We start from the raw sequence: 25090 nt of genomic DNA on the forward strand, positions 1-25090 counted from the left end.
TTTTCATCTTAAGGTAATGAAGTTTAGAACAAGGAGACAGAGAAAAATGGATGAAAGATTGAAACGACAGCTTGATTTTGCATTGGAAATAGATAAGGAAAAAAATATTCTGAGACAGACACATCTCTCAGAGCATGGCAGGCGGGAAAACGATGCAGAACATGCATGGCATATGGCGATCATGGCATATCTTTTCAGAGAGCATTCAAACGAATCGGTAGATATTGCAAAGGTAATGCTGATGTGTCTGATCCATGATATTGTGGAGATCGATGCGGGTGATACGTATGCATATGATACAGAAGGTTTGAAAACTCAGAAAGCAAGAGAAGATGCGGCGAAGGAAAGAATTTTTTCAATCCTTCCGGAAGATCAGAAACAAGAGCTGATTTCTCTTTTTGATGAGTTCGAGGCATTTGAAACAGCGGAATCTAAGTTCGCACATGCAATGGATAATCTACAGCCGCTGATGCTGAATAACAGCAATGGTGGAAATGATTGGAAAGAGCATGGAGTATGTGCAGATCAGGTTTATGGTCGTCAGAGGAAGACGAGACTTGGATCGGAAAAAATATTTGAAGTTGTAGATCAGATTATCCAGGAAAATGTAAAAAAGGGAACAATTAAAGAGTAAAATGTGAATAACTTTCTTATAAAATGAGAGGAATGTGGAAAAGAATAGCAGCTGTCTAACAAGTGTGTTGTGAGAACAGCTGCTATTCTTTTTGAGAGGGCAAAAATCAGGTGAAAAACTATTTATAATCCATTACCAGAAACATTGGCTTGATTGCAACGATTTCATCATACTCTTCTTTTTCAACTGTTACATTAGAATTCAGAGCTTTCAAATCATCTTTTAAAACCGTGAGCGCTTCAGGAATCGTTTGTGCACGGCCATCCTTCATGATATCCTGCATTCTCTTTAATACGACCGGATGTGCGTAATGTGCTGGAACCGGAAAGTCAGGATATTTCTGGATATAGGCTTCCATTTGCTGGATGGATCGTTCCAGCTGATTTTCGATATATTTTTTATTGTTTTTGGAGGTTGGCAATACATTCGCTCCTGCGAACAGGAAAATTGCTGCCAATCCAAATAACAGGAAATACATACCGAATCCGGCATGAGTCAGAAGGGAGTAGATTCCATAAAGGAATGCTCCGATACCCAATATTACAACAGCAAAAGCGACCCATTTATAAGCGGGATTGCTTCTGTCATAGGTTCTCTTTTTCTTCGCCGACAGGCTCAGATCCATGTAGTAATCAGATTGCTTTTTAAGATAATTTTCTGCGTGTTCAAGCTTGGTAAGCCGCTTTTTGATTTCTTCCGGAAGAATGCGCTCGCGCTGCTTTTCTTCCAGCCATTTTCTTTTTTCTTCCAGTTTTCGCTCGGCTTCTATGCTGTGCAGCGGAATCTGAGGAAATCTTTCTTCAATATAAGCCAAAAGACGATCCACATCTTCTTCATGTTTGAAGTTACATTGTTTTTCTTTTCCATTTTCATATACAACTACGAGATAGGATAACGTTCCAAATGCTCCTTTTCCTGTAAAACCACCTTTGCTCATGGCAATTCTTTTAAATATTCTTTCTATGGAAGAAATTGGTATGTAATAACGTCTGTCAAAATAAAAACTGTTTAAATAAATTGCTTTTTCCCCAACACCGCAAGGGCCTATTTTTTTGCAGCCTTTTTTGTCAGTGGTTAATTCAGCATCCGGGATTGTTACAGTTCCAAGTCGTTGTGGTTTAAACATAATATCATCTCATTTCATTTGTATATTGTAAAAGAACTGTGAAAAACATGATATCTGTCTGCTTTTCACAGTTCTATAATCTTAAGCCTGTTTTTTCGCAGGTTTTCTTGTTGCCCAGATAAAGATTCCAAGGAACAATGCTGCCAGGATAATTCCTACAGGATAAGCAACTGCTGTAGAGAATCCCAGACATTCATCTGCACAGAAGAAATAGGTCATGGAAACGGCACTCATAAATGTTGCAGGAACTGCTGTAATCCAGTAATTCTTCTTCTCGCGGAACAGATACATACTTGCTGTCCACAAAACGATCATTGCTAAAGTCTGGTTTGTCCAACTGAAATATCTCCATACAATGGCATAATCAAGATGTCCTACAAAAGCACCGACTGCCAGAAGCGGTACACAGAGAATCAATCGTTTCTGCAATTTATTCTGATCGATCTTGAACCAGTCTGCAAGTACAAGACGGGCACTTCTGAATGCAGTATCTCCGGAAGTGATCGGACATACGATAACACCGATCATTGCCAATGCTACACCGATGCCTCCCATTGTCTTAATACACACATCGTAGATAGCGGCTGACTGACCGTTAGCAAGAACTTCGCTTAAACCTGTGTTGAGACCACCTGTTACTTTGTAAAGTGCACATCCTGCGGCTGCCCAGATCAGTGCAATCACACCTTCTGCTACCATTGCGCCGTAGAATACGAAATGTCCCTGTTTCTCAGATTTCATACAACGAGCCATTAGAGGGGACTGTGTAGAATGGAAACCAGAAATAGCTCCACATGCTACAGTGATAAACATGAAGCTCCAGATTGGTTTTCCGTCAGGATGCATATTTGTAAAGTGGCTCCAGATTTCCGGAATTGTATAATTCGGATTTGTGAAGATACCGATGATAACACCAAGAGCCATGATGATCAGACAGATACCAAAAATCGGGTAGATGCGTCCGATAATCTTATCGATAGAAATAAAGGTCGCGATAAAATAATATAACAAAATAATCCAAAGCCAAAATTCAGGATTTGCAAGAAGTCCGGTGATACCTTTGTTTCCAAGCAAAGTGACGATCAAGCCGGCAGGACCTACTGCAAATACAGTACCAACCATGACAAGAAGTACTACACTGAATACACGCATAACATTTTTCATAACATTTCCAAGATAGATTCCACATACCTCAGAAATCGATGCTCCGTCATTTCGTTCAGAAAGCATACCGGAGAAATAATCATGCACACCTCCGGCAAAAATTGTACCGAATGTAATCCAGAGGAATACGACCGGTCCCCATAAAGCACCCTGCATGGCACCAAAAATAGGTCCAAGACCGGCAATGTTAAGTAATTGCACAAGGAATAACTTCCATTGCGGCATAACGACATAATCTACTCCGTCATTGATTCTGACAGCAGGAGTTTCTCTGTCGTCAGGTGCGAATGTGTTCTCAACCACCTTTCCATAAACAAAATATCCGCCAATAAGTAACGCTAAACAAATAATAAAACTAATCATACAAACACCTCCAGAAAACATAAATGTTAGCGTTTTTCAACCTACTTATATTATAGGATTGTTTATAAAAATTTCAAGTTTTTTAGATAAAATTTATATAATTTCTCTAAAAAAATCAAGAAAAGTATCATTTGTAGCTCCATGACTGGCGATTGTCGCATCGGATTGTTATAATAGATGAAATAAGGCCATCATGTTTGGCGTGCTGATAAGAAATATGCAATGAAAAACACAGAGATACATTTTCGTGGAGGGATACGTTATGATAACTTTAAATGATTATCTGTATTCGGGCGATACCATTTTTAAGGTGCTGCAGAATTACATTACAGATCTAAGGGAAGATGCACGAAAGACAAAAAATGAAATTGACCTGATACATTGTAATTTCCTGATTCAGATCAGAGAACTTTTGGAACATAATGAATTCCTTACGACCCAGTCACAGCAGGTTCGGGAATTCTATAAATATATGACAAAAGAATATCCATATCTTGCATTTACAGTAAAGGGAAGAATCAAGTCGTTGATCCGTGCGGAAGAGAAATTTAATGGTTATATTGTCAAGTATATTTCAGATTATTACGAAGAATATGGAAAGTATCCGACAACGGCAGAGTTAAAGCGCAGTCTTAGCTGCTTTCGAGACTTGATCGCATACCGGATTGTAATCTCCATGCCGAAATGCCATTATGAAAATGAAGAAGAACGTCAGATTGCAGAGCTGGAGTGTTTGTATGAAATAGCAAATGTACTACCGGGCTTTCTTGAGGAAAGAGGGTTTACAGCGGAGCCGGCAAATGGTGTGATGGAAAGTCATTCCCCACTCATGGATGACAATGTCAGACCATATTACAGAGATTATATTTCAGACAGCCAGCCGGATGAATACCAGTCACTGCACATTACATTCTATGATAACTGTTCAAGAAGTTATATTGAGGTTCAGATCCGTACAAAGCAAATGGATGATATTGCAGAGATTGGGCCGGCAAACCATCTGGGATATGAGAAAAAACAAGAGAAAGAGCGCGCCAGAAGAAATGCGATCCCAAGAGGTGAGTGCATTTATTTTGATGAGGCGTATGAGCGCGGAATGAAGCTGTTGGGATTGGATCTGGCGAAGCTGGATGTAAATATGTTTGCAGCGATGAATAACAGTTTGATCAATGACGGGTGTGGATTGTTTCGAGGAAGACTGATCTTGCCGTATGAGCATTTGTCGAGATTTCAGAATGATCTGATTGATTAGAAAGAAGGAATTACAAAGGAGAAAGTGTTTGATGGGGAACAACAAGAAAAAATGGTTATGGATTAGCCTTGGAATAGTTGCAGGAATCTTGGTTTTAGGGTACATAGGAACCGCTTTGTATTTTATGAGTCATTTTCTTCCGAATACAAAGGTTAACGGGAAAGATTTTTCATATGCTAAGGAAGAAGATGTGGCAGATTATCTGAAATCAGAAGTTAAGAAGTATGAATTGAAGATTACAGAACATGCGGGACTTTCTGATAGCATTACAGGAAAAGAGATCTCTGTTGAATATAAAGAAAATGGAGCGATAGATAAATTATTAAAGGAGCAGTCCGTTTTTCTGTGGCCGGCAGCATGGTCGGGAGAGGGAAAAGGATTGTCCATCACGGCAAGTGCGGATTATGATGGGAATGCATTAGATGCGAAGATTGCAAGTCTGACAGCTGTGACAACAGAACAGGTGCAGCCGATATCTTCTATGCCGGTGTTTGACGGAGAAAAGTTTGTTCCGGGAGACATTACGGAAGGGACAGCAATAGATGCAGATGCATTGAAGAAAGCGGTAGTCCAAGCGATAGAGGGACTGCAAGAGCAGTTGGATCTTGATGAAGCAGGATGTTATGTACAGCCGCTATATACAAAAGAATCACCGGAAGTTCAGCAGGCGTGCGATGCGATGAATGCATACCTGAATGCGAGTGTAACTTATGAGATGGGACTTGATACACCGGTTGTGGTTGATAAAACCGTTATTTCACAGTGGGTGACAGCAGATGAGAATTATGTGGTGACATTTCACCCGGAACTTATACAGGAATGGGTGACACAGTTTGCGCAGCAGTATGATACTGCAGGAAAGACCAGACAATTCACTACACCGGATGGAAGAGCAGCCGAAGTTTCCGGTGGAACTTACGGTTGGGAGATTAATGAAAAGGCAGAGTATGAGACACTTCTTGCGAATGTTGAAAGCGGAGAAACAATAAGTCGAGAGCCGGTTTATGTGGAAGGAAAGACTGCGGCATCGCATGGTGCGCAGGATTGGGGCTCCACTTATGCAGAAGTCGATCTGACGAATCAGAAAATGTGGTATGTCAAAGACGGAGAAGTTTTGATGTCAGCAGATGTAGTGACCGGACTTCCGAAAGGCGGAAGAAGTACTCCGGCAGGAGTTTATACGATTTTGGAACGAATGCAGAATAAAGTACTGCGCGGTAATGTAAGACCGGATGGAACAAGAGAGTATGAAACTCCTGTAAAATATTGGATGCGTGTAACGTATTCCGGTGTTGGTTTTCATGATGCAACATGGCAGAGCAGTTTTGGAGGAAATGTATATACCTACAGAGGTTCTCATGGATGTATCAATATGAGCTATTCAGATGCCGGGAAATTGTATGAGTTGATCCAGGTTGGAGATCCGGTAATTATGCACTATTAAGAAAAATAATAAGAAAAATCAAAAAAATCTGCCAATCAGCAGATTTTTTTGTATACTAGAGAGTGGCTAAAAATTGAAAAAGAGGTAAAAAAATTGAAAAAGAGGTATGTAAACAATTTAATACTTCTAATAATCGCGCTTATTTGGGGCGCAGCATTTGTTGCACAAAGTGCTGGGATGGACTACATCGGTCCATTCACATTTAACAGTGCCAGAAGTATACTTGGTGGAATTGTATTGATTCCGGTGATTTATGTATTGGATAAGAAGAGAAAGGAGAAGATATCACAAGGAAAAGAAGTTATACAAAATAAGAAAACACTTATCATCGGTGGTATTTGTTGTGGATTTTTCCTTATGCTGGGAAGTTCCTTGCAACAGATCGGGATACAATATACAACGGCGGGAAAAGCAGGATTTATCACGGCATTATATATTCTGATTGTTCCAATCCTGGGGCTGGCCGTTGGCAAAAAGGCCGGAATTAAAGTATGGATTGGTGTGGTACTTGCAGTGATCGGAATGTATTTTCTGTGTATGACATCAGGATTATCCATTGCAAAAGGAGATTTTTATATTTTACTGGGTTCTGTTGCTTTTTCATTCCATATTCTTGTGATCGATCATTTTTCACCAAAAGCAGACGGAGTGAAGATGTCCTGTATTCAGTTTTTTGTTTGTGGAATCTTATGTATGATACCGACAATTTTATTTGAGCACCCGGAAATTTATTCTATATTGCAGGCATGGAAGCCAATTGCTTATGCAGGAATCATGTCTTGTGGAGTAGGATATACTTTGCAGATTGTTGCACAAAAAAATACAGACCCGACAGTTGCATCTCTGCTGTTAAGTCTTGAGTCTGTATTTTCAGTACTTGCAGGCTGGGTGATTCTTGGAGAAACCTTGTCTCCAAGGGAACTTTTTGGATGTGCCCTTGTATTTGCGGCTGTGATTCTTGCGCAGCTTCCGGAGAGAAGGCCTAATCTCTCATGTAGAGATTTACAACGTGAAGAATCCCGTCCTCATCATTCGACTTTGTGATAAAGTCAGCAGATTCTTTGACGACCGGCTGGGCATTCTCCATTGCTACACCAAGACCGGCATATTCGATCATGGACAGATCATTGAAGCCGTCGCCGCAGCAGATCATGGAATCGGCAGTGAGACCGATACTGTTCAGAAGCTTCTGCAGAGAGTGTGCTTTATCGATATTCTGAGGCATGATCTCTAAGAAGAATGGCTCAGAACGGTAGATGTTGAGCAGCCCGTGGTATTGTTTCTGCAGCTTCGGCATCAGGTCTTCCAGGATGGAAGGTTCACCTGGGATAAGCATTTTATTGACCGGGAAATCAAGTGCGGCAGGGAAGTCCTCAACCGGACAGATCACCATGCTGTTGATGGCGGCTTCTTTCTCAGTGTATTCATTACTTTTAATACCGGAGAGGATTACTTTATCCGTATAAGAGATAAGGTCCAATCCAGGATATTCTTTTACCTCCTCGTAAATCGGACGGATGACTTCCTGTGGGATAACCTTATTATAAATAATTGCATTGTCAGAACAGCGGGTGATTCTCGCACCGTTAAAGGAGAGCATGAATCCGCCGTATTCTTTTAGATATAATTCCTCTGCCAGAGGTGCGACACCGTTGATCGGGCGACCGCTGGCGAGGACTACTTTTTTTCCATTCTGTTGAATTTCAATCAGAGCGTCCCTTGTAGGGGGCGTTATTTCTTTTTTTGAATTGGTCAGTGTACCGTCTAGATCAAGTACAATCACTTGGTATTTCATACTAATTAAAACTCCATTTCATCATATGGTGACAGTAATTAATGATGTGCTTCATTCAGCAGCTTGGTTTTTGTATCGTACAGTTTTTGGGAAAGATCCACATATACCTTATGTGGATTGAAGAGACGTTTTGTCTCATCCCAAAGTGTCTCTTTTTCCTGACGACAGAATTCTGCAATCTCCTTTACAGATGGGGACTCATACTTACATTCTCCATGCTGGAAGATTGGGACAAGCAGTTCACGCATTGTGTAGGTTCCACCCGGAAGAAGTGTTTTCTTCCATGTAGCATTTGGGTCAAAGAGAAGAAGATCTTCCCTTGTATTAAATGTCTCATCAGCAAAGCAGATCAGATCGGCACGCAGCATACCAGTCTCTTTGTCGTAAATGCGATAGATAGTTTTATTTCCTGGATTGGTGATCTTTTCAATGTTTTCAGAAATTTTAATCTTCGGCTGGAATTCTCCATCTGCGTTTTGAATAGCAGCCAGTTTATAAACACCGCCAAAGGACGGGCAGTCTTTTGATGTAATAAGGTTCGTTCCGACACCCCAGGAAGAAATTGCAGCGCCCTGCATCTTGAGATCGTGGATCAGAAATTCATCCAGGTCGTTGGAAGCGGCAATGACAGCATCCTGGAATCCGGCGTCATCCAGCATCTTACGCGCCTTTTTAGAAAGATAAGCGAGATCACCGGAGTCAAGGCGGATACCGTAGCTCTTCGGTTTGATGCCTGCTTCGCGCATCTCGGTAAAAACACGGATCGCATTCGGAACACCGGATTTCAATGTGTCATAAGTATCGACAAGCAGTGTACATGCATCAGGATACAATCTTGCATATTCTTTAAATGCAGTATATTCATCTTTGAAAGTCATGATCCAACTGTGTGCATGCGTTCCCATAATCGGTACATCAAACATTTCGCCGGCGAGTACATTGGAAGTTCCGACGCATCCACCGATCACGGCAGCTCTTGCTCCGTACAGTCCCGCATCCGGTCCCTGGGCACGGCGAAGTCCGAATTCCATGATACCGTCTCCTTGTGCCGCATAAACAACACGGGAAGCTTTCGTAGCGATCAGACACTGATGATTCAGAATTGTAAGGATTGCTGTCTCAACAAGCTGAGCCTCCATGATCGGAGCTACGACTTTCAGAAGCGGTTCTCTTGGGAAGATGACGCTTCCCTCCGGGATCGCATAAATGTCTCCGCTAAAATGAAATCCGCTCAGATAATGAAGAAAATCCTCACTGAACAATCCGAGCCCTCTTAAATAATCAACATCTTCATAAGAAAAATTCAGATTTTTAATATAGTCAATGACCTGATCTAGTCCTGCCATGATGGAATATCCGCCTTTGTTCGGATTGTCACGGAAGAAAACATCGAATACAACAGTCTGATTTTCCTGTGTTTCAAAATATCCCTGCATCATAGTAAGCTCATACAGGTCTGTCAATAAAGTAAGATTTTGTGCACTCATACTAATATCCTCTCTTAAAAATACTGCCTCAGACAGGCTGTAGGCAGAAAGATTGCTCTCACATTGAAGTAATTATACATAATTCAGAAAGGTAAATCAATTCATAGAAAGAATATGTTAAAAAAATATCAAACAAAGAATCAAAGAAATTGATGAGATTCGATTGACAACAGCATAGAAAATACCTTAAGGTATAGAAAACATATTAAAAAATGGGCCGCGTAAGCCAGCGGCAGAATGGAGAAAAGATGAGATTAGGAGTAAAACAGGTACTTACGGTAGTAAAGCTGGTAGATTTTGGAGTATATCTTGGAAGTGACGAGGAGCGTGTTCTTCTTCCAAAGAAACAGGTTCCGGACGGAATCGAACTGGGAGATCCGATCGAGGTATTCCTCTATAAAGATTCTTCCGATCGTATGATCGCAACAACGAATGAGCCAAAGATCACTCTTGGGCAGCTGGCTGTCCTGACAGTAGCAGATGTGGGCAGAATGGGTGCTTTTCTTGACTGGGGACTTGAGAAGGACCTGTTCCTTCCATTTAAGGAACAGACAGAGAAGGTAGAGAAGGGCGACCGCTGTCTGGTAAGTCTTTATGTAGATAAGAGCGAGAGACTTTGTGCGACAATGAAGATCTATCATCTTCTGCAGACAGACTCTCCTTATAAAAAGGATGATATTGTAACCGGAACAGTTTATGAGGTGAATCGTGATCTGGGAGCTTTCGTGGCAGTAGATAATCTGTATTCTGCATTGATTCCGAAGAGAGAGATGTATGGAAGAATGTATCCGGGACAGGAGATTGAAGCACGTGTGGCAGCAGTCAAAGAGGATGGAAAACTGGATCTGAGTGTCCGTGGCAAGATTCCGGAGCAGATGGACAAAGATGCAGAACTGATCCTGGAATGTATTGAGACTTGTGGGGGTAAACTTCCATTCACAGATAAAGCAGATCCGGAGCGCATTAAAGCAGAGATGGGAATGAGTAAAGCTGCGTTCAAACGTGCAGTTGGAAGACTCTTGAAACAGAAGAAAATCGTAATCAAAGAGGATGGTATTTATAGTTTGTAAAAGCAATCTGTATGCGAACCGTTACGTGTTAGAGAAAGTGACTATGACTTGTAGGAAGTGTTGTTTCAAATAAAAAAAAGTGTGAGATTCTATATGCTGAAAATAAAAAAAATAGTGATTCTTCCTACTTGTAATATGCTTTAAATACGTTATAATAACATTAGGAATGAGAAAATGATAGGTAATATCATTCCCAAATGAATTTAAGAAGTAAAGTTATAATTAAATTGTTAAAAGAAAGGAGTATTTAGAATGAAAGTTCAGAATATTACAGATGTTGAAGGATTTTTTAAGGTAGTAGATTCTTGTAAAGGAAGAGTAGAGTTAGTAACAGGTGAGGGAGACAGACTGAACCTGAAGTCTAAACTTTCCCAGTATGTATCTATGGCTAATATCTTCTCTAACGGAGAGATTCCGGAGCTGGAAGTTATCGCTTATGAGAAAGAAGATACAGATAAGCTGATCCAGTTTATGATTGATGGTGGAAATAAATAAGATTTAACATTTTAAAATTTCCATAAAGAGTGTAAAATAAAGGGAAGGGATTCTGACCTGTGTATCAAGTCAGAGCCTTCCCTTTTCTTAGTTAAAATTTGATCATTGAGGTGAACTATGAGTTTTGCACATTTGCATGTCCATACAGAATTTAGTCTGCTGGATGGATCGAATAAGATAAAAGAATACGTGTCCAGGGTCAAAGAACTTGGGATGAACAGTGCGGCAATTACAGATCACGGTGTTATGTATGGTGTGATCGATTTCTATCGGGAAGCCAAGAAGCAGGGAATCAATCCAATCCTTGGGTGTGAAGTGTATGTGGCTCCGAATTCTCGTTTTGATCGCGAGATCACAGGAGGAGATGACAGATATTATCATCTTGTACTTCTGGCAGAAAATGAGGAAGGATATGCGAATCTGACGAAGATTGTTTCGAAGGGATTTGTGGAAGGTTATTACTATAAACCGCGAGTGGATAAGGAACTTCTGCGCAAGTACCATAAAGGTATCATTGCTTTAAGTGCCTGTCTGGCAGGTGAGGTGGCAAGATTCCTGACGAAGGGACTATATGAAGAGGCGAAGAAGACAGCCTTAGAGTATCAGGAAATTTTTGGCGAAGGGAATTTCTTCCTGGAGTTGCAGGATCATGGAATACCGGAGCAGGGACTTGTCAATCAACAGCTATTCAAAATGTCTAAAGAGACAGGAATTGAGCTGGTTGCTACGAATGATATTCATTATACATATGCAGAAGATGCGAAGCCACATGATATTCTACTTTGTATTCAGACCGGAAAGAAGCTTTCAGATGAGAATCGTATGCGGTATGACGGCGGGCAGTATTATGTGAAGTCAGAAGAAGAGATGCTACGTCTGTTCCCTTATGCGAAACAGGCGTTGGAGAATACACAGAAGATTGCGGACCGATGTCATGTCGAGATTGAATTTGGTGTAACAAAACTTCCGAAATATGATGTGCCGGATGGTTATACTTCCTGGGAATATCTGCAGAAGCTTTGCTATGAAGGATTGGAAAAGCGTTACGGTGATCCTTCGGAAGAATTGAAAGATCGTTTGTCTTATGAATTGGAAACAATCCATCAGATGGGCTATGTAGACTATTTCCTGATCGTGTGGGATTTTATTAAATACGCAAAAGATCATGGAATCTCAGTAGGACCGGGACGTGGATCCGCAGCAGGAAGTATCGTGTCCTATTGCCTTGAGATCACGACAATCGATCCAATCCGTTATCAGCTGCTGTTTGAACGTTTCCTGAATCCGGAACGTGTGTCTATGCCCGATATCGACGTTGACTTCTGTTATGAGAGACGTCAGGAGGTTATTGATTACGTTACAAGAAAATATGGAAAAGACTGTGTGGCTCAGATCGTTACATTCGGTACCCTGGCAGCACGAGGTGTGATCCGTGATGTTGGACGTGTAATGGATCTGCCATATGCTTATGTGGATTCTATTTCCAAAATGATTCCGCAGGAGCTTGGAATCACAATTGATAAAGCTCTGAAAATGAATCCGGATCTGAAAAAGTTATATGATACGGATGAGACGGTGACAAATCTGATCGATATGGCGAAGCGTTTGGAAGGACTACCGAGACATTGTTCTATGCATGCTGCCGGTGTTGTTATCTGTCAGAAGCCGGTTGATGAGTATGTACCTCTTTCGAGGGCAGCAGACGGAACAATCACAACGCAGTTTATTATGACAACACTTGAGGAACTTGGACTTCTGAAAATGGACTTCCTGGGCCTTCGTACATTGACTGTGATACAGAATGCAGTGCTGCTTGCAAGAAGAAAGCAGCCGGAACTGAATATCAATCAGATAGATTACAATGATCAAAAGGTGCTGGATTATATCGGAACCGGTAAGACAGATGGTGTGTTCCAGCTTGAGAGTGCCGGAATGAAAGGGTTCATGAAGGAACTGAAGCCGCATAACCTGGAAGATGTTATTGCCGGAATTTCGCTGTATCGTCCTGGTCCGATGGATTTCATTCCGCAGTATATCCGAGGAAAGAATGACAGTTCTTCTATTACATATGATTGCCCACAACTGGAGCCGATCCTTGCCCCTACTTATGGATGTATTGTCTATCAGGAGCAGGTTATGCAGATTGTACGAGATCTTGCAGGATACTCACTTGGACGAAGTGATCTTCTGCGTCGTGCGATGTCAAAGAAAAAGGCTGCGGTCATGGAGAAAGAACGTAAGATCTTTATTTATGGTGATGAGGAGACAGGCGTACCAGGATGTATAAAGAATGGAATTGATGAACAGACTGCAAATAAGATTTATGATGAAATGATCGATTTTGCAAAATATGCGTTCAATAAGTCTCATGCGGCTGCATATGCAGTGGTTTCTTATCAGACTGCATGGCTGAAATATTATTTCCCGGTAGAATATATGGCAGCGCTTATGACATCAGTCATTGATAATCCGTCTAAGGTATCTGAGTATATTTATGCATGTCGTCAGATGAATATTAAGATCCTACCGCCGGATATTAATAAAGGTGAAGCAAACTTTTCTGTAGATGGCGGGGATATCCGTTATGGACTTGCTGCGATCAAGAGCATCGGAAGACCGGTGATCAAGGCAATCGTGGAAGACAGAGAAGAACTCGGATTATTCCAGAACCTAGAAGACTTTATTACCCGTCTTTCAGCAAAGAATATATTAAATAAACGCACGATAGAAAATCTGATCAAGGCGGGGGCATTGGATACGCTTGGCGGAACAAGAAAACAGTTCATGAGTATCTATGTACAGATCGTAGATCATGTAACTCAAGAAAAAAAGAACTCTATGGTTGGGCAGATGACATTGTTTGATCTGGTGAGTGAAGATCAGAAAGAAGAATTTCAGATCAGGATGCCTGATGTGGGAGAATACTCCAAAGAAACACTTCTCGCATTTGAAAAAGAAGTACTTGGAATCTATGTCAGCGGACATCCGCTTGAGGCGTATGAGGAGAAGTGGAAGAAATCCATTTCTGCGACAACGGCGGACTTTCAGCTGGATGAAGAGACCGGTCATACAAAAGTGCATGATGGGGCGAAAGAAATTATTGGTGGAATGATCACAGAGAAGACCATAAAGCACACAAAGACGAATCAGATGATGGCATTTATTACGGTAGAAGATCTTTTGGGAACGGTAGAGGTTGTTGTGTTCCCGCGAGATTATGAGAAGAACAGAGATTATCTGGAAGTAGATAGCAAGGTATTTGTTCGCGGAAGAGTTTCGGAAGAAGATGATAAGCCGAGTAAGATGATCTGTGAAAAAATCATTCCGTTTGAGCAGACAAAGAAAGAGCTATGGATCCAGTTCCCGGACAAAGAAACGTTCTTAGACCAGGAGCAGATCGTCTATGGCTATCTGGCGGATTCTGATGGAAATGATGAAGTTGTAATCTATTGTGCAAAGGAACGTGTGGTAAAAAGACTGCCGAAAAATAGGAATATCGGTATAAATGAACAAATTTTAAGCAGATTGATGAATCATTTCGGCGAGAAGCGTGTAAAAGTAGTTGAAAAACCTATTGAAAACATATTCTAAATAAGGTAGAATATTGGCGGAGTTGATAAAAAATTGACAATGATTGGTTTTGGCAGTAATCAGACATTTCAGAGAAAGGGTGGACTAAAACATGGCAGAAAATAAAACAGTCGACAAAGAAAAATATCTTGATGAAATCGAAGACAGCATCCGTACAATCGGTGTTCTGACAAGTGGAGGAGATGCTCCGGGAATGAACGCAGCAATCCGTGCGGTAGTAAGACGTGCACTTGCAAAAGGACTTAAGGTTCGCGGAATCCGCAGAGGTTATCATGGACTTCTGAAGGAAGAGATCATTGATATGTCAGCACGTGATGTGTCTGATATCATTGAGCGTGGTGGTACAGTTCTCCAGACAGCTCGTTGTAAGACAATGCGTACAGAAGAAGGTCAGCAGAAGGCAGCTGCGATCTGTAAGAAGTACGGAATCGACGGACTGGTAGTAATCGGTGGAGACGGTTCTTTCGCAGGAGCTCAGAAACTGGCAAACCTTGGTGTAAATACAATTGGTATTCCAGGAACAATCGACCTTGATATCGCATGTACAGACTACACAATCGGATTTGATACAGCTGTTAATACAGCAATGGAAGCAATCGATAAGGTTCGTGATACATCTACATCTCATGAAAGATGCAGTGTGATCGAGGTTATGGGACGTGATGCAGGATATCTTGCACTGTGGTGTGGTATCGCCAATGGAGCAGAGAAGATTCTCATGCCAGAGGAAAAGGACTATGATGAGAAAGCACTGATCAAAGATATTCTTGAGAATAAGAAGCGTGGTAAGAAGAACTACATCATCATCAATGCAGAGGGTGTTGGAGATTCTATCAATATGGCAAAGAGAATCGAGGATGCTACAGGAATTGAGACAAGAGCAACAATTCTTGGACACATGCAGCGTGGTGGAAGCCCGACATGTAAGGACAGAGTATATGCTTCTACAATGGGAGCTATGGCAGTCGACCTTCTTTGCCAGGGAAAGACAAACCGTGTCGTAGGATACAAGAACGGACAGTTTATTGATTTTGACATTGAAGAAGCACTTGCTATGAAGAAGACAATTCCGGCATATCAGTACGATGTAGCGAAGACTCTTGCTCTGTAAAAATGTGAAATAGCATTGCAAATATCACTTTGAGTTATTATAATAGAATAGCAATGGTTACCAGATGACTGGTAATGAAATATAACATTCAGCCATGCAGCCTTTGTAAGAAGGTTACATGGCTGAATTGTGTATCTGCGATAAGATAAAAATAACTGATAAGGATAGATTAAGGGGAGAACTTTGACGGACATGAAGAATAAAAAGATGGCACCGATCGGGGTGTTTGATTCAGGAGTCGGAGGACTGACTGTAGCGAGAGAGATATCAAGACAATTGCCGTATGAGAACATTGTTTATTTTGGGGATACGGCGCGTGTTCCATACGGTAGTAAATCACAAAACACGATCATTCGTTTTTCAGAACAGATTATCCGTTTCCTGAGGACGAAACAGGTGAAAGCAATTGTGATCGCATGTAATACGGCGAGTGCGCTTGCATTGGATGCAGTGAAGGATGAGTTTGACCTTCCGATCATTGGAGTAGTCATTCCGGGAGCGAGAGCAGCGGTAGAAGCTACAACGAATGGAAAAGTCGGTGTGGTAGGTACTGAAGCAACGGTTCAGAGTGGAATGTATACGAAAGTGATTCAGGGAATGAATCCTAAGATTGAAGTGATCGAGAAAGCCTGTCCTCTTTTCGTACCGTTAGTGGAAGAGGGATTCAAAGAACATATTGTGACAAGAGAGATTATTGAGTATTATCTCGAATCCATGCGCAATACAGATATTGATGCGATGATCCTTGGATGTACGCATTATCCGCTTCTCAGATCTAAGATCAGAGAATACATGGGGGATAAGATTCAGATTGTGAATCCTGCATATGAGACAGCGATGGATCTGAAACGTCTGTTGGAAGAGGAAGAGATGGCGAATGATGAGACGACAGAACATCATAGTGAGTATTCCTTCTATGTCAGCGATGCGGCTGAGAAGTTCAGGAAGTTTGCGAATACAGTGATGCCATTTGATGTTCCGACAACGAATGTAGTAAATATTGAAGAGTATTAATTAGTAATTTTGAATCAGGAAAGTTATTTCGTGCTTGTACGTTGGTTGCGGAAAGACTGACGGAACGAAATTTTCCTGATTCTTTTCTATGGAGAATTCATTTATGACAAAAGATGTATTGGTAAGTATTTCCGGAATGCATGAGGAGATTGTGGCGGTCACTCCGGAGGTAGAAGATGATGAGAACGAAGCAATCGAAGTTGTGACACCAGCAACATATTATTTGAAGAACGGAAAACATTATATTGTCTACGAGGAAGTTGTAGAAGGAACTTCCGGAGTGATCAAGAACAGAATTAAGATTAACGGAGATGAATGTGTAGAGATCGTGAAAAGCGGTCTTTCAAACTCTCATATGATCTTTGAGAAAAATAAAAAGAATCAGACATTTTATAAGACGCCTTATGGACAGATGCTGATCGGAGTGAATACGAGACACCTTCAGGTTGATTTTGAAGAAGATAAGATAGCGGTCCAGATTGATTATGAACTGGACGTAAATCATGAACCGATGGCAGACTGTAAGATACGGATGAATATTGTTTCCAAGGACAGTGGAAAGTTTTCAGTGCTTAGTTAAGATACAAGAACGCCGAGGCATTTTTGGATAAGCAGGCGGAAAAATGAAAAAGATAAGAATGAGAGGATAAGATGATGGTAATAACACTGATCGAGAAAGTATATTCGTTTTTATGGGGCGATCTGTTTCAGATACCGCTTCCAGGCGGCGGAAGTGTGGGAATATCACTTCTGATTATTCTGTTGATTCCAACAGGAATTTATTTCACAATCCGTACAAGATTTCTTCCAATCCGTCTTTTCCCGGAGATGGTAAGATCGTTGAATAGTAAAAAAGGGAAAGAGGATGGGTTGTCTAATTTTCAGACACTGATTGTATCAACAGCAACCCGTGTGGGAATGGGGAATCTGGTAGGTGTTGTTGCAGCTATTTCAGCCGGTGGAGCTGGAGCAGTGTTCTGGATGTGGATTACGGCACTGATCGGGTCTTCCACAGCATTTGTTGAGGCAACACTTGCACAGCTTCATAAAGAAAAAGATCCGTTGTATGGAGGATATCGCGGAGGTCCGGCATATTATATCCATCACTACATGGAGGAACATCAGGGAAAGAAAAAGAGATATTCAGTGATCGCGGTATTGTTTGCAATTTCAGGATTAATCTGTTGGTGTGGTATTAGCCAGGTGATCAGTAATTCAGTGACGTCTTCGTTTGAAAATGCATTTTCTATCCCACCGATTTATACAACTGTGATTTTGGTGGTTCTGGCAGCAGTGATCGTGCTTCGAAAGAATGCAACAGTAAAGGTTCTGGATGTTGTTGTTCCGATTATGGCAGTGTGTTATTTCCTGATCACAGTATTTTTAATCCTTACGAATCTGTCCAGCATACCGGGTGTGTTCTCACGTATTTTTGAGGAAGCATTGGGAATCCGTCAGGTGGCAGCAGGTGGTTTTGGAGCCGTTCTGATGAACGGAGTAAAGAGAGGATTATTCTCAAATGAAGCCGGTTCAGGATCTGCCCCATGTGCAGCAGCTGCGGCAGAGTGTGATCTTCCGGTAAAGGCAGGACTTGTTCAGGCATTGGGCGTATTTATCGACACAATTGTGATCTGTAGCTGTACAGCTATGATTATGTTGCTTGTTCCGCAGGATCAGATTGAGGGACTTGCAGGAATGGAACTGCTTCAGACAGCGATGAGATATCATCTTGGAGAAGCAGGGGTGATTTTTATCGCAGTGATGCTGTTCCTGTTCAGCTTTTCTACATTTCTTGGAATTCTGTTTTATGCAAGAAGTAATGTGGCGTATCTGTTCGGTGATAACTGGGTATCCCAGACAACATATAAAGTGCTCGCGCTTGTGATGTTATTCATCGGAGGAATTGCAGCGTACACATTTGTATGGGATCTGGGCGATGTCGGGATCGGACTAATGACGATCTTCAATACAGTGATTCTGTATCTGATGGGTGGTCAGGCATTGAGAGAATTGAAGAAATACGAGGCAGCGAGAAAAGAACAAAAGAAAAAGAATTAAAAAAATAAGTTCAGTCGAATTGTTTGACTGAACTTATTTTAATGTTTTTATTTTTCTTTCTTTGAGAAAAATCCTTTTTTCTTCTTTTTCTCTGGAATATCAAGACCACCGCGGACACTCTTAATGCCTGTGATATAGATACCACTTACAACGACTTTCGCTTCTTTCTTCACCGGAAGAACTTCGAAAACCTTTGCGTCACACATCAGAGTCATAACCTTTGGTCCAACCTTTGCTTTTACAACCGGTACTTTAGAACGTCTTAAATACTTTGGTGTATTCTCAAGAACAACGGCCGGGAGTCCTGCATCTTTTAGCTTCATCTTCTTTTTATCAATAATGAGCATGCTGACGGTCTGCGCAACTGCGTCCATCTGCTGCTGCTGTTCAGCCTGCTTCTTCTGCGCTTTCTTTCCGAAGAAATAGAGTGCTACGCAAACCCCGATGAGAACTACGAGGACGATGAGCATGATTATCATAGGTGTACTCACGATAAAACCCTCCTATATACTATTTTCCGCTTAATTCGCATTTAATATTGTAACATTCTTTATTACAAAGTGCAAGCAGACAGGGGACAATTTTACAATTTGGGGTTACTTTTAAGACGTAAACCGAGTATACTATGTATTATGGTGGTTTATTATTGTTTGCAGAAAGATAGCAGCGCTGGCGTTACTGTTCACTCCCGTGTCAATCACTCTGCTGATTGACACGGAGGATGCGTGTTTTGATTTGAATGCATCTCGCCCCATCGCCAAAGGCGATTTAAAATGGCGAGATGCGTTGCTGGTCGCACATCGTGTGAACAGTAACGCGCTGTCCGAAGAATGTGACGGGGTATAGTGAGTAATAATATTTTCACGTTGATTAAGAGAAAGGAAGAGTTGAATGGCAGAGACAATATGGAACACAGTGGTGATGGTTTTTCATTTTATTATGAAGAATATCGTTATCATTAATATTCTTTTATCTCTGATTATTGTATTCTTTGAAAGAAGATCACCGCAGGCAGTATGGACATGGCTGCTTTTGCTTTATTTTATTCCGATTGTTGGATTTATTCTGTATCTGATCATAGGGCAGGATTATCATAAGAATAAGATGTTTAAGGCAAAGGAGATTGAAGGTGAGCTGAAATACGCTGTGCGAAGGCAGGAGGAAACCATTTATCACAGGCAGCTGAAGATGACGAGTCCGGCACTTAACCGGTTCCGGGATCTTGTGCTGTATAATTTGGAGGCTGGACAGGCAGTTCTGACGGATAACAATGATATTCGTATTTATACAGATGGTAAAGAGAAGTTTTATGCACTGATCGAGGAAATGAAACGTGCGAAGAAATATATCCATGTGCAGTATTATATTATCAGGAACGATGAAGTGTGGCAGGATATAGAGAAGGTGCTGATCGAGAAAGCACGTGAAGGCGTAGAAGTCAGAGTTTTGTTTGATAGTATGGGATGTCGTACCATGCACAAAAAAGATTGGGACAGGCTGAAATGTGAAGGAATTCGGGTTGCAGAATTCTTCCCGGCGATTCTGGGACAGCTTCAGATGCGTGTGAATTATCGAAATCACCGAAAGATTGTCGTAATTGATGGAAAGGTTGGTTTTGTTGGTGGTTTCAATATAGGCAGGGAATATATTGGAAAAGATGAAAAGTTTGGTTATTGGAGAGATACGCATTTGTGTATTGAAGGTGCGGCAGTCACATCTCTTGCAGTGAGGTTTGTTCTGGATTGGAATTATGCAGCTCATGAGAACCTGTTTTTGGAAGATCATTTGTTTGAGATTCCGCAGTATGACAGGCATGGATTTGATCCGGTACAGATTATCTCAAGTGGACCGGACTCACAGACGAAGACAATCCATGACAATTATCTTCATCTGATCCACAGTGCAAGAAATCATGTTTATATACAGACACCGTATTTCATACCGGATGCGTCCATTTTGGATGCATTGAAGATTGCAAGCAGATCAGGGGTAGATGTCAGAATTATGATTCCATGCAAACCAGATCATCCATTTGTTTACTGGGCAACATATTCCTACATTGGAGAGATGGTTGCAGCAGGTGCAAAATGTTATGTCTATAATAATGGATTTCTTCACGCAAAGACATTATCAGTAGATGGCATGGTTGCCTGTGTAGGTACAGCGAATATGGACATCCGAAGTTTTGGCCTGAATTTTGAAGTGAATGCAACAATCTATAGTGAGCGTACAGTGCAGAGGCTGGAAAGAGCTTTTGAGAATGATATGACAATGAGTACGCAGGTGACACGAAAGAGATATGAGGAGAGGAATTTACTGATCCGGCTTAAGGAACAGTTTTCCAGATTACTGTCACCACTTTTATAGTGGATAAGACAAAAAAAGAAGAGATTATAAAAGATAAAAGAGGAGAAACAGGAAAATGAAAAAAAGAGTGATTGCGGTTCTTACAGCCGTTCTGATGACAACATCTTTAGCAGGATGCGGCAGTGGAAAGCTGTCCAATGATTATGTGACGGTAGGTAAATACAAAGCACTTGAAGTTACAGAAGTTGCAAAATCGGAGGTGTCTGATGATTCAGTAGAGCAGGAAATACAGTCCAGATTGGAGGCAGCTGCGACAGAGCAGGAGGTAACAAACCGTGCTGCACAGAGCGGAGACTGGGTAAATATTGATTACACAGGAACTCTTGATGGAACAGCATTTGACGGAGGTTCAGCAACGGGATATGATCTGGAACTTGGATCTGGCTCATTCATTGGAGCAAATGGCGACTATCAGGGATTTGAAGATCAGATCGTGGGACATAATACAGGTGAAGAATTTGATATCACTGTACAGTTTCCTGAGAATTATCAGAGTTCTGATCTTGCGGGAAAACCGGCGAATTTCCACATTGTATTGAATAAGATTTATCAGAAAGTAACACCGGAGCTTACAGACGAGTGGGTTGTGAATAACAGTGAAAGCAGCAAGACGGTTGATGAATTCGAGGAAGAGGTGAAAAATTCTCTTCAGGAGCAGCAGGACGATTCAGGTAATTCACAGCTGAAACAAGAAGTACAGACTGCTTTACTGGATCAGATAGAGGTAAATAAATATCCTGACGGTGCGGTAGACGAGCAGGTGAAACAGGCAAATGACTACTATACACAGATTGCACAGATGTACGGAGTAGAGCTGAGTGATTTCATTACAACTTATCTGAATATGACAGAAGATAAATTTAACGAAAAAATTGAAGACTCAGCAAAGCAGGCTGTTCAGCTTGAAGAGGCTGTAAAACTAATCGCAAAGAAAGAGAAACTGGAACCGTCTGATAAGGAATACGAAGAAGGAATGCAGGAGTATGCGGACAAGGCAGGCGCAGATCTGGATACTTACAAGGAGCAGGTGGGAGAAGATGTTCTGAAAGATGCAATCCTTCGTGATAAAGTACTGGATTATCTGGTAGATAATTGCGTACAGGTAGAGCAGTCCGATAAAAATTAAAGGGGGATAAAGGAGGAACAAAAAGCATGATTAAAATGGAGAATGATGTGCTTAGCGTAGAGATTGCTGAGCATGGTGCGGAGCTGACAAAACTGTATAACAAGAAAACAGGTACAGATCTTCTCTGGGATGCAGAACCAAAATTTTGGAAACGTCATTCACCGGTGCTATTTCCAAATGTGGGAAAAACCTATAAGAACACAGTGAAGATTAACGGCACACAGTATCCGACATCACAGCATGGATTTGCAAGAGACAGTGAGTTCAAATGTATTCATGCAGGGAAAGAAACATCAACATTTCTTCTGACATCAACAGATGAGATGAAGGAAGTTTATCCATTTGATTTTGAACTTTTCATTACTTACACACTGGAAAAAAATGTACTTCATGTAAAATGGGAAGTAAAGAATCCGTCTGATGAGACAATTTATTTCACAATCGGAGCGCATCCGGCCTTCCGCTTTGCAAAGAACGAGGAAGGAAAGACAGATTATATTCTGAAGTTCCCTGGAAAAGATGAATTGAAGTATTGTCTGATCAATATGAAAGAAATGGCTCCTGATCCGGAGGAACTGCATGAGATGAAACTGAATGAAGAGACATATCCGTTGACAGAAGAACTTTTTGAAAATGATGCGTTGATCTTTGATAATACGCAGATTGAAGAAGCATGGATCTGTCATAAAGACGGAACTCCGTATGTGGGAGTTAAGTCAGAAGGATTCCCAAGCTATGGAATCTGGTCTGTAAAAGACGCACCGTTTGTCTGCCTGGAACCATGGATGGGAAGATGCGATAATATTGGATTTGATAAAGAAATCTCTGAGAAGCCTGGAATTAATAAGGTAGAGAGCGGAGAGACTTTTGAAAAAGAATATCAGATCGTTGTTGCAATATGAGAATTCAGGCATACTGAGAATAGTATCCTGTAGAAAGGAAAAGCCCCCGTTAACCGGAGGCTTTTTTCTCTTTCATTCTCTTGATCACTTTCAGACGCGTGAACTCTTCACGCTCTTTTTCTTCCAGTGCATTGGTGATCGAATAGACCAGATTTGAATACATTGGAATTGTAATGTTCTGGAGAGCATTTGCTCGTTTCTGCGTCTTCTTGATATTACTTGCAAGACGGTAAGCAGCGTTTTCAACCATGGAAAGCTTGATCGTAAGGTCTTTTACCTTGCGGAAGGCCTCACGGGCAATATCAATCGATTCCTTTGTGGTACTGAAGGCATAGGTCGGCTGACCGGCGTCCGGTACATATTTCACATGAGGAATCTCGGTTCCCATGATACTTCGCGTCTGGATCGTTATGGAATTTTCAATCGGTACAGTGTAGGCGAGCTGTTCTACCATGCTGATACCGTTTTCGATATTAGCACGCTGTAGACATTGATACGCATAAGTAAATGTTGAATCAATCTCTTCCTGTATGGTGCGTGCTTCTTCGATCAGATCCATCAGTTCGCGAATTAAAATGTTACGCTTCTTATCCATCAGATCATAACCCTGCCGGGCAAGTGCAAGAGAGTTCTTGGCCAGCATCAGATTACCTTTTGTTGGAAATGTACGTGGATCCATGAAGCTCCCTCCTTTCCCTAGTCTTCTACAGCAGGTTTATAGTATTTATCAAGAATCTTCGTGTCAACACGGTCCAGTTCTTCTCTAGGGAGTTTTCCTAAAAGTTTCCATCCCAGATCCAAAGTCTCTTCCATTGTACGGTTCTCATTAACCCCCTGTCCGATGTAATGTTGTTCGAAGTCGATACCGAATTCCAGATATTTCTTATCTAGTGGTGAAAGTTCATCTTCACCGATAACAGAAGCCAGATTTCTTGCATCTCCAACCTTTGCATAAGCGGAGAATAACTGATTGGCAAGATCTTGATGATCTTCACGTGTAAAACCTTCTCCGATACCGTCCTTCATCAGACGGGAAAGAGATGGCAGGATATTGATCGGAGGATAGATTGACTGTCCATGAAGCGGGCGGTCAAGTACAATCTGTCCCTCGGTGATATATCCCGTCAGGTCAGGAATCGGATGCGTGATATCGTCGTTTGGCATAGTCAAGATCGGAAGCTGTGTTACAGATCCGTTTACGCCTTGTACAATACCGGCACGTTCGTAGATGGTTGCCAGTTCACTGTACAGATATCCCGGGAATCCTTTACGGCTAGGAATTTCTCCTTTTGAGGAAGAGACCTCACGCATGGCTTCTGCGAAAGAAGTCATATCGGTAAGGATAACGAGGATATGCATATTTTGTTCAAATGCCAGATACTCCGCAGCTGTCAGTGCAACCTTTGGCGTGATCAGACGTTCTACAACCGGGTCATTTGCCAGATTCAAAAACATTGCTACATGATCGGCAACACCGCTTTCTTCAAATGTGTTACGGAAGAAATCAGCAACGTCATGTTTGACACCCATAGCAGCGAATACGATTGCAAATTTTTCATCAGAATCGCTTCCAAGAGAAGCCTGTTTTACGATCTGTGCAGCAAGCTGATCGTGCGGAAGTCCATTTCCGGAGAAAATCGGAAGCTTCTGTCCACGAATCAGAGTTGTCAGTCCGTCGATCGCGGAAATTCCGGTGCGGATATAGTTTCTTGGGTATTCTCTGCGGACCGGGTTGAGCGGAAGTCCGTTCACATCTCTTTTTAAAGTGGAGACAAGCGGCCCGAGGTCATCGATCGGCTGTCCGATACCGTTGAAGGTACGGCCAAGGATATCCGGGGAGAGTGCAATCTCCATCGGGTGTCCGGTCAGTTTCGTATGTGTATTTTTCAGGGACATATTTTCAGAACCTTCGAAGACCTGGATTACTGCCTTGTCTTCGTAAATCTCTACAATACGTCCTATTTTGCGTTCTGTGCCGTCTACGACAAATTCTACGATCTCATCGTAAAAGGCGTCCTGTACGCCCTCTAACACGATCAGAGGGCCGTTGATACTGCTTAAGCCAAGATATTCAATTGACATGATAGTGGT

Annotated in this window: 21 protein-coding genes; 14 read left to right on the forward strand and 7 right to left on the reverse strand. The window is 41.6% G+C overall.

Annotated features, from left to right (window positions below):
• Nucleotides 1-46: 46 nt before the first annotated feature.
• Nucleotides 47-634, forward strand: a complete 588-nt coding sequence (locus tag ACZ47Z_RS00800; RefSeq protein ID WP_020436790.1) for an HD domain-containing protein — start codon at nucleotides 47-49, stop codon at nucleotides 632-634.
• Nucleotides 635-752: 118 nt separating this feature from the next.
• On the opposite strand, the gene ACZ47Z_RS00805 is transcribed toward ACZ47Z_RS00800, so the two are convergent.
• A complete protein-coding gene (locus ACZ47Z_RS00805) occupies nucleotides 753-1760 on the reverse strand; it encodes an ATPase P (protein WP_464525768.1) in 1008 nt (335 codons plus the stop codon).
• 81 nt (nucleotides 1761-1841) lie between these two features.
• Nucleotides 1842-3287: a carbon starvation CstA family protein gene (locus tag ACZ47Z_RS00810; protein ID WP_055173626.1), complete on the reverse strand. Its 1446-nt coding sequence runs from the start codon at nucleotides 3285-3287 to the stop codon at nucleotides 1842-1844.
• Nucleotides 3288-3549: 262 nt separating this feature from the next.
• Between ACZ47Z_RS00810 and ACZ47Z_RS00815 the strand changes: the two genes are divergently transcribed.
• From ACZ47Z_RS00815 to ACZ47Z_RS00825, 3 genes are all read left to right on the forward strand, one after another.
• Nucleotides 3550-4539: a nucleotidyltransferase family protein gene (locus tag ACZ47Z_RS00815; RefSeq protein WP_015529408.1), complete on the forward strand. Its 990-nt coding sequence runs from the start codon at nucleotides 3550-3552 to the stop codon at nucleotides 4537-4539.
• A gap of 31 nt (nucleotides 4540-4570) precedes the next feature.
• Nucleotides 4571-5983: a L,D-transpeptidase family protein gene (locus ACZ47Z_RS00820; RefSeq protein WP_054754121.1), complete on the forward strand. Its 1413-nt coding sequence runs from the start codon at nucleotides 4571-4573 to the stop codon at nucleotides 5981-5983.
• 93 nt (nucleotides 5984-6076) lie between these two features.
• Nucleotides 6077-7027: a DMT family transporter gene (locus tag ACZ47Z_RS00825; protein WP_178414033.1), complete on the forward strand. Its 951-nt coding sequence runs from the start codon at nucleotides 6077-6079 to the stop codon at nucleotides 7025-7027.
• Here ACZ47Z_RS00825 and ACZ47Z_RS00830 read toward each other — a convergent pair.
• Together ACZ47Z_RS00830 and ACZ47Z_RS00835 are read right to left on the reverse strand one after the other, a co-directional pair.
• Entirely contained in the window at nucleotides 6966-7778 is an 813-nt protein-coding gene (locus ACZ47Z_RS00830) for a Cof-type HAD-IIB family hydrolase (RefSeq protein WP_464525769.1), read from the reverse strand. The genes ACZ47Z_RS00825 and ACZ47Z_RS00830 overlap by 62 nt on opposite strands.
• Before the next feature lie 38 nt (nucleotides 7779-7816).
• A complete protein-coding gene (locus tag ACZ47Z_RS00835; RefSeq protein WP_464525770.1) occupies nucleotides 7817-9265 on the reverse strand; it encodes a nicotinate phosphoribosyltransferase in 1449 nt (482 codons plus the stop codon).
• Nucleotides 9266-9513: 248 nt separating this feature from the next.
• On the opposite strand from ACZ47Z_RS00835, the gene ACZ47Z_RS00840 reads away from it, so the two are divergent.
• The 7 genes from ACZ47Z_RS00840 (at nucleotide 9514) to ACZ47Z_RS00870 (ending at nucleotide 18604) form a co-directional block, all read left to right on the forward strand.
• The gene (locus ACZ47Z_RS00840; protein ID WP_020436798.1) at nucleotides 9514-10335 is read left to right on the forward strand and encodes a CvfB family protein; all 822 of its coding nucleotides are present in this window, start codon (nucleotides 9514-9516) and stop codon (nucleotides 10333-10335) included.
• Between the two features lie 252 nt (nucleotides 10336-10587).
• Nucleotides 10588-10830 (forward strand): hypothetical protein, encoded by a 243-nt coding sequence (locus tag ACZ47Z_RS00845; protein WP_015529387.1) that lies wholly within the window; start codon nucleotides 10588-10590, stop codon nucleotides 10828-10830.
• 117 nt (nucleotides 10831-10947) lie between these two features.
• On the forward strand, nucleotides 10948-14421 hold the full coding sequence (locus tag ACZ47Z_RS00850) for a DNA polymerase III subunit alpha (protein WP_464525771.1): 3474 nt from the start codon (nucleotides 10948-10950) through the stop codon (nucleotides 14419-14421).
• A gap of 91 nt (nucleotides 14422-14512) precedes the next feature.
• The gene (gene pfkA / locus ACZ47Z_RS00855) at nucleotides 14513-15532 is read left to right on the forward strand and encodes a 6-phosphofructokinase (RefSeq protein ID WP_054754118.1); all 1020 of its coding nucleotides are present in this window, start codon (nucleotides 14513-14515) and stop codon (nucleotides 15530-15532) included.
• Between the two features lie 192 nt (nucleotides 15533-15724).
• Nucleotides 15725-16546: a glutamate racemase gene (gene murI / locus ACZ47Z_RS00860; RefSeq protein WP_015529384.1), complete on the forward strand. Its 822-nt coding sequence runs from the start codon at nucleotides 15725-15727 to the stop codon at nucleotides 16544-16546.
• Between the two features lie 103 nt (nucleotides 16547-16649).
• The gene (locus ACZ47Z_RS00865) at nucleotides 16650-17126 is read left to right on the forward strand and encodes a YwiB family protein (protein ID WP_020436801.1); all 477 of its coding nucleotides are present in this window, start codon (nucleotides 16650-16652) and stop codon (nucleotides 17124-17126) included.
• A gap of 74 nt (nucleotides 17127-17200) precedes the next feature.
• Nucleotides 17201-18604 (forward strand): alanine/glycine:cation symporter family protein, encoded by a 1404-nt coding sequence (locus tag ACZ47Z_RS00870; protein ID WP_464526036.1) that lies wholly within the window; start codon nucleotides 17201-17203, stop codon nucleotides 18602-18604.
• 47 nt (nucleotides 18605-18651) lie between these two features.
• On the opposite strand, the gene ACZ47Z_RS00875 is transcribed toward ACZ47Z_RS00870, so the two are convergent.
• The gene (locus ACZ47Z_RS00875; protein ID WP_117825962.1) at nucleotides 18652-19095 is read right to left on the reverse strand and encodes a hypothetical protein; all 444 of its coding nucleotides are present in this window, start codon (nucleotides 19093-19095) and stop codon (nucleotides 18652-18654) included.
• Between the two features lie 400 nt (nucleotides 19096-19495).
• Here ACZ47Z_RS00875 and cls point away from each other — a divergent pair, with 400 nt between their 5' ends.
• The 3 genes from cls to ACZ47Z_RS00890 are packed head-to-tail and all read left to right on the forward strand — an operon-like array spanning nucleotide 19496 to nucleotide 22999.
• The gene (cls, locus tag ACZ47Z_RS00880) at nucleotides 19496-20971 is read left to right on the forward strand and encodes a cardiolipin synthase (RefSeq protein WP_054754113.1); all 1476 of its coding nucleotides are present in this window, start codon (nucleotides 19496-19498) and stop codon (nucleotides 20969-20971) included.
• A gap of 55 nt (nucleotides 20972-21026) precedes the next feature.
• On the forward strand, nucleotides 21027-22097 hold the full coding sequence (gene tig, locus ACZ47Z_RS00885; protein WP_464525772.1) for a trigger factor: 1071 nt from the start codon (nucleotides 21027-21029) through the stop codon (nucleotides 22095-22097).
• A gap of 29 nt (nucleotides 22098-22126) precedes the next feature.
• The gene (locus tag ACZ47Z_RS00890; protein WP_117570021.1) at nucleotides 22127-22999 is read left to right on the forward strand and encodes an aldose 1-epimerase family protein; all 873 of its coding nucleotides are present in this window, start codon (nucleotides 22127-22129) and stop codon (nucleotides 22997-22999) included.
• A gap of 49 nt (nucleotides 23000-23048) precedes the next feature.
• Here ACZ47Z_RS00890 and ACZ47Z_RS00895 read toward each other — a convergent pair whose 3' ends face one another.
• Nucleotides 23049-23678: a V-type ATP synthase subunit D gene (locus ACZ47Z_RS00895; RefSeq protein ID WP_015529378.1), complete on the reverse strand. Its 630-nt coding sequence runs from the start codon at nucleotides 23676-23678 to the stop codon at nucleotides 23049-23051.
• Between the two features lie 17 nt (nucleotides 23679-23695).
• The gene (locus ACZ47Z_RS00900; protein ID WP_020436807.1) at nucleotides 23696-25081 is read right to left on the reverse strand and encodes a V-type ATP synthase subunit B; all 1386 of its coding nucleotides are present in this window, start codon (nucleotides 25079-25081) and stop codon (nucleotides 23696-23698) included.
• Nucleotides 25082-25090: the final 9 nt, after the last annotated feature.

Source organism: Mediterraneibacter faecis, from assembly GCF_055383675.1.

Excerpts from the sequence above, each read along its gene's own strand:
- ACZ47Z_RS00815 (WP_015529408.1), top strand. The coding sequence starts at position 3,550 with ATGATAACTTTAAATGATTATCTGTATTCGGGCGATACCATTTTTAAG.
- cls (WP_054754113.1), top strand. The coding sequence starts at position 19,496 with ATGGCAGAGACAATATGGAACACAGTGGTGATGGTTTTTCATTTTATT.
- ACZ47Z_RS00870 (WP_464526036.1), top strand. The coding sequence starts at position 17,201 with ATGGTAATAACACTGATCGAGAAAGTATATTCGTTTTTATGGGGCGAT.
- murI (WP_015529384.1), top strand. The coding sequence starts at position 15,725 with ATGAAGAATAAAAAGATGGCACCGATCGGGGTGTTTGATTCAGGAGTC.
- ACZ47Z_RS00845 (WP_015529387.1), top strand. The coding sequence starts at position 10,588 with ATGAAAGTTCAGAATATTACAGATGTTGAAGGATTTTTTAAGGTAGTA.
- ACZ47Z_RS00820 (WP_054754121.1), top strand. The coding sequence starts at position 4,571 with ATGGGGAACAACAAGAAAAAATGGTTATGGATTAGCCTTGGAATAGTT.
- ACZ47Z_RS00800 (WP_020436790.1), top strand. The coding sequence starts at position 47 with ATGGATGAAAGATTGAAACGACAGCTTGATTTTGCATTGGAAATAGAT.
- ACZ47Z_RS00810 (WP_055173626.1), bottom strand. The coding sequence starts at position 3,287 with ATGATTAGTTTTATTATTTGTTTAGCGTTACTTATTGGCGGATATTTT.
- ACZ47Z_RS00830 (WP_464525769.1), bottom strand. The coding sequence starts at position 7,778 with ATGAAATACCAAGTGATTGTACTTGATCTAGACGGTACACTGACCAAT.
- ACZ47Z_RS00900 (WP_020436807.1), bottom strand. The coding sequence starts at position 25,081 with ATGTCAATTGAATATCTTGGCTTAAGCAGTATCAACGGCCCTCTGATC.
- ACZ47Z_RS00865 (WP_020436801.1), top strand. The coding sequence starts at position 16,650 with ATGACAAAAGATGTATTGGTAAGTATTTCCGGAATGCATGAGGAGATT.
- ACZ47Z_RS00840 (WP_020436798.1), top strand. The coding sequence starts at position 9,514 with ATGAGATTAGGAGTAAAACAGGTACTTACGGTAGTAAAGCTGGTAGAT.
- ACZ47Z_RS00805 (WP_464525768.1), bottom strand. The coding sequence starts at position 1,760 with ATGTTTAAACCACAACGACTTGGAACTGTAACAATCCCGGATGCTGAA.
- ACZ47Z_RS00895 (WP_015529378.1), bottom strand. The coding sequence starts at position 23,678 with ATGGATCCACGTACATTTCCAACAAAAGGTAATCTGATGCTGGCCAAG.
- pfkA (WP_054754118.1), top strand. The coding sequence starts at position 14,513 with ATGGCAGAAAATAAAACAGTCGACAAAGAAAAATATCTTGATGAAATC.
- ACZ47Z_RS00835 (WP_464525770.1), bottom strand. The coding sequence starts at position 9,265 with ATGAGTGCACAAAATCTTACTTTATTGACAGACCTGTATGAGCTTACT.
- tig (WP_464525772.1), top strand. The coding sequence starts at position 21,027 with ATGAAAAAAAGAGTGATTGCGGTTCTTACAGCCGTTCTGATGACAACA.
- ACZ47Z_RS00850 (WP_464525771.1), top strand. The coding sequence starts at position 10,948 with ATGAGTTTTGCACATTTGCATGTCCATACAGAATTTAGTCTGCTGGAT.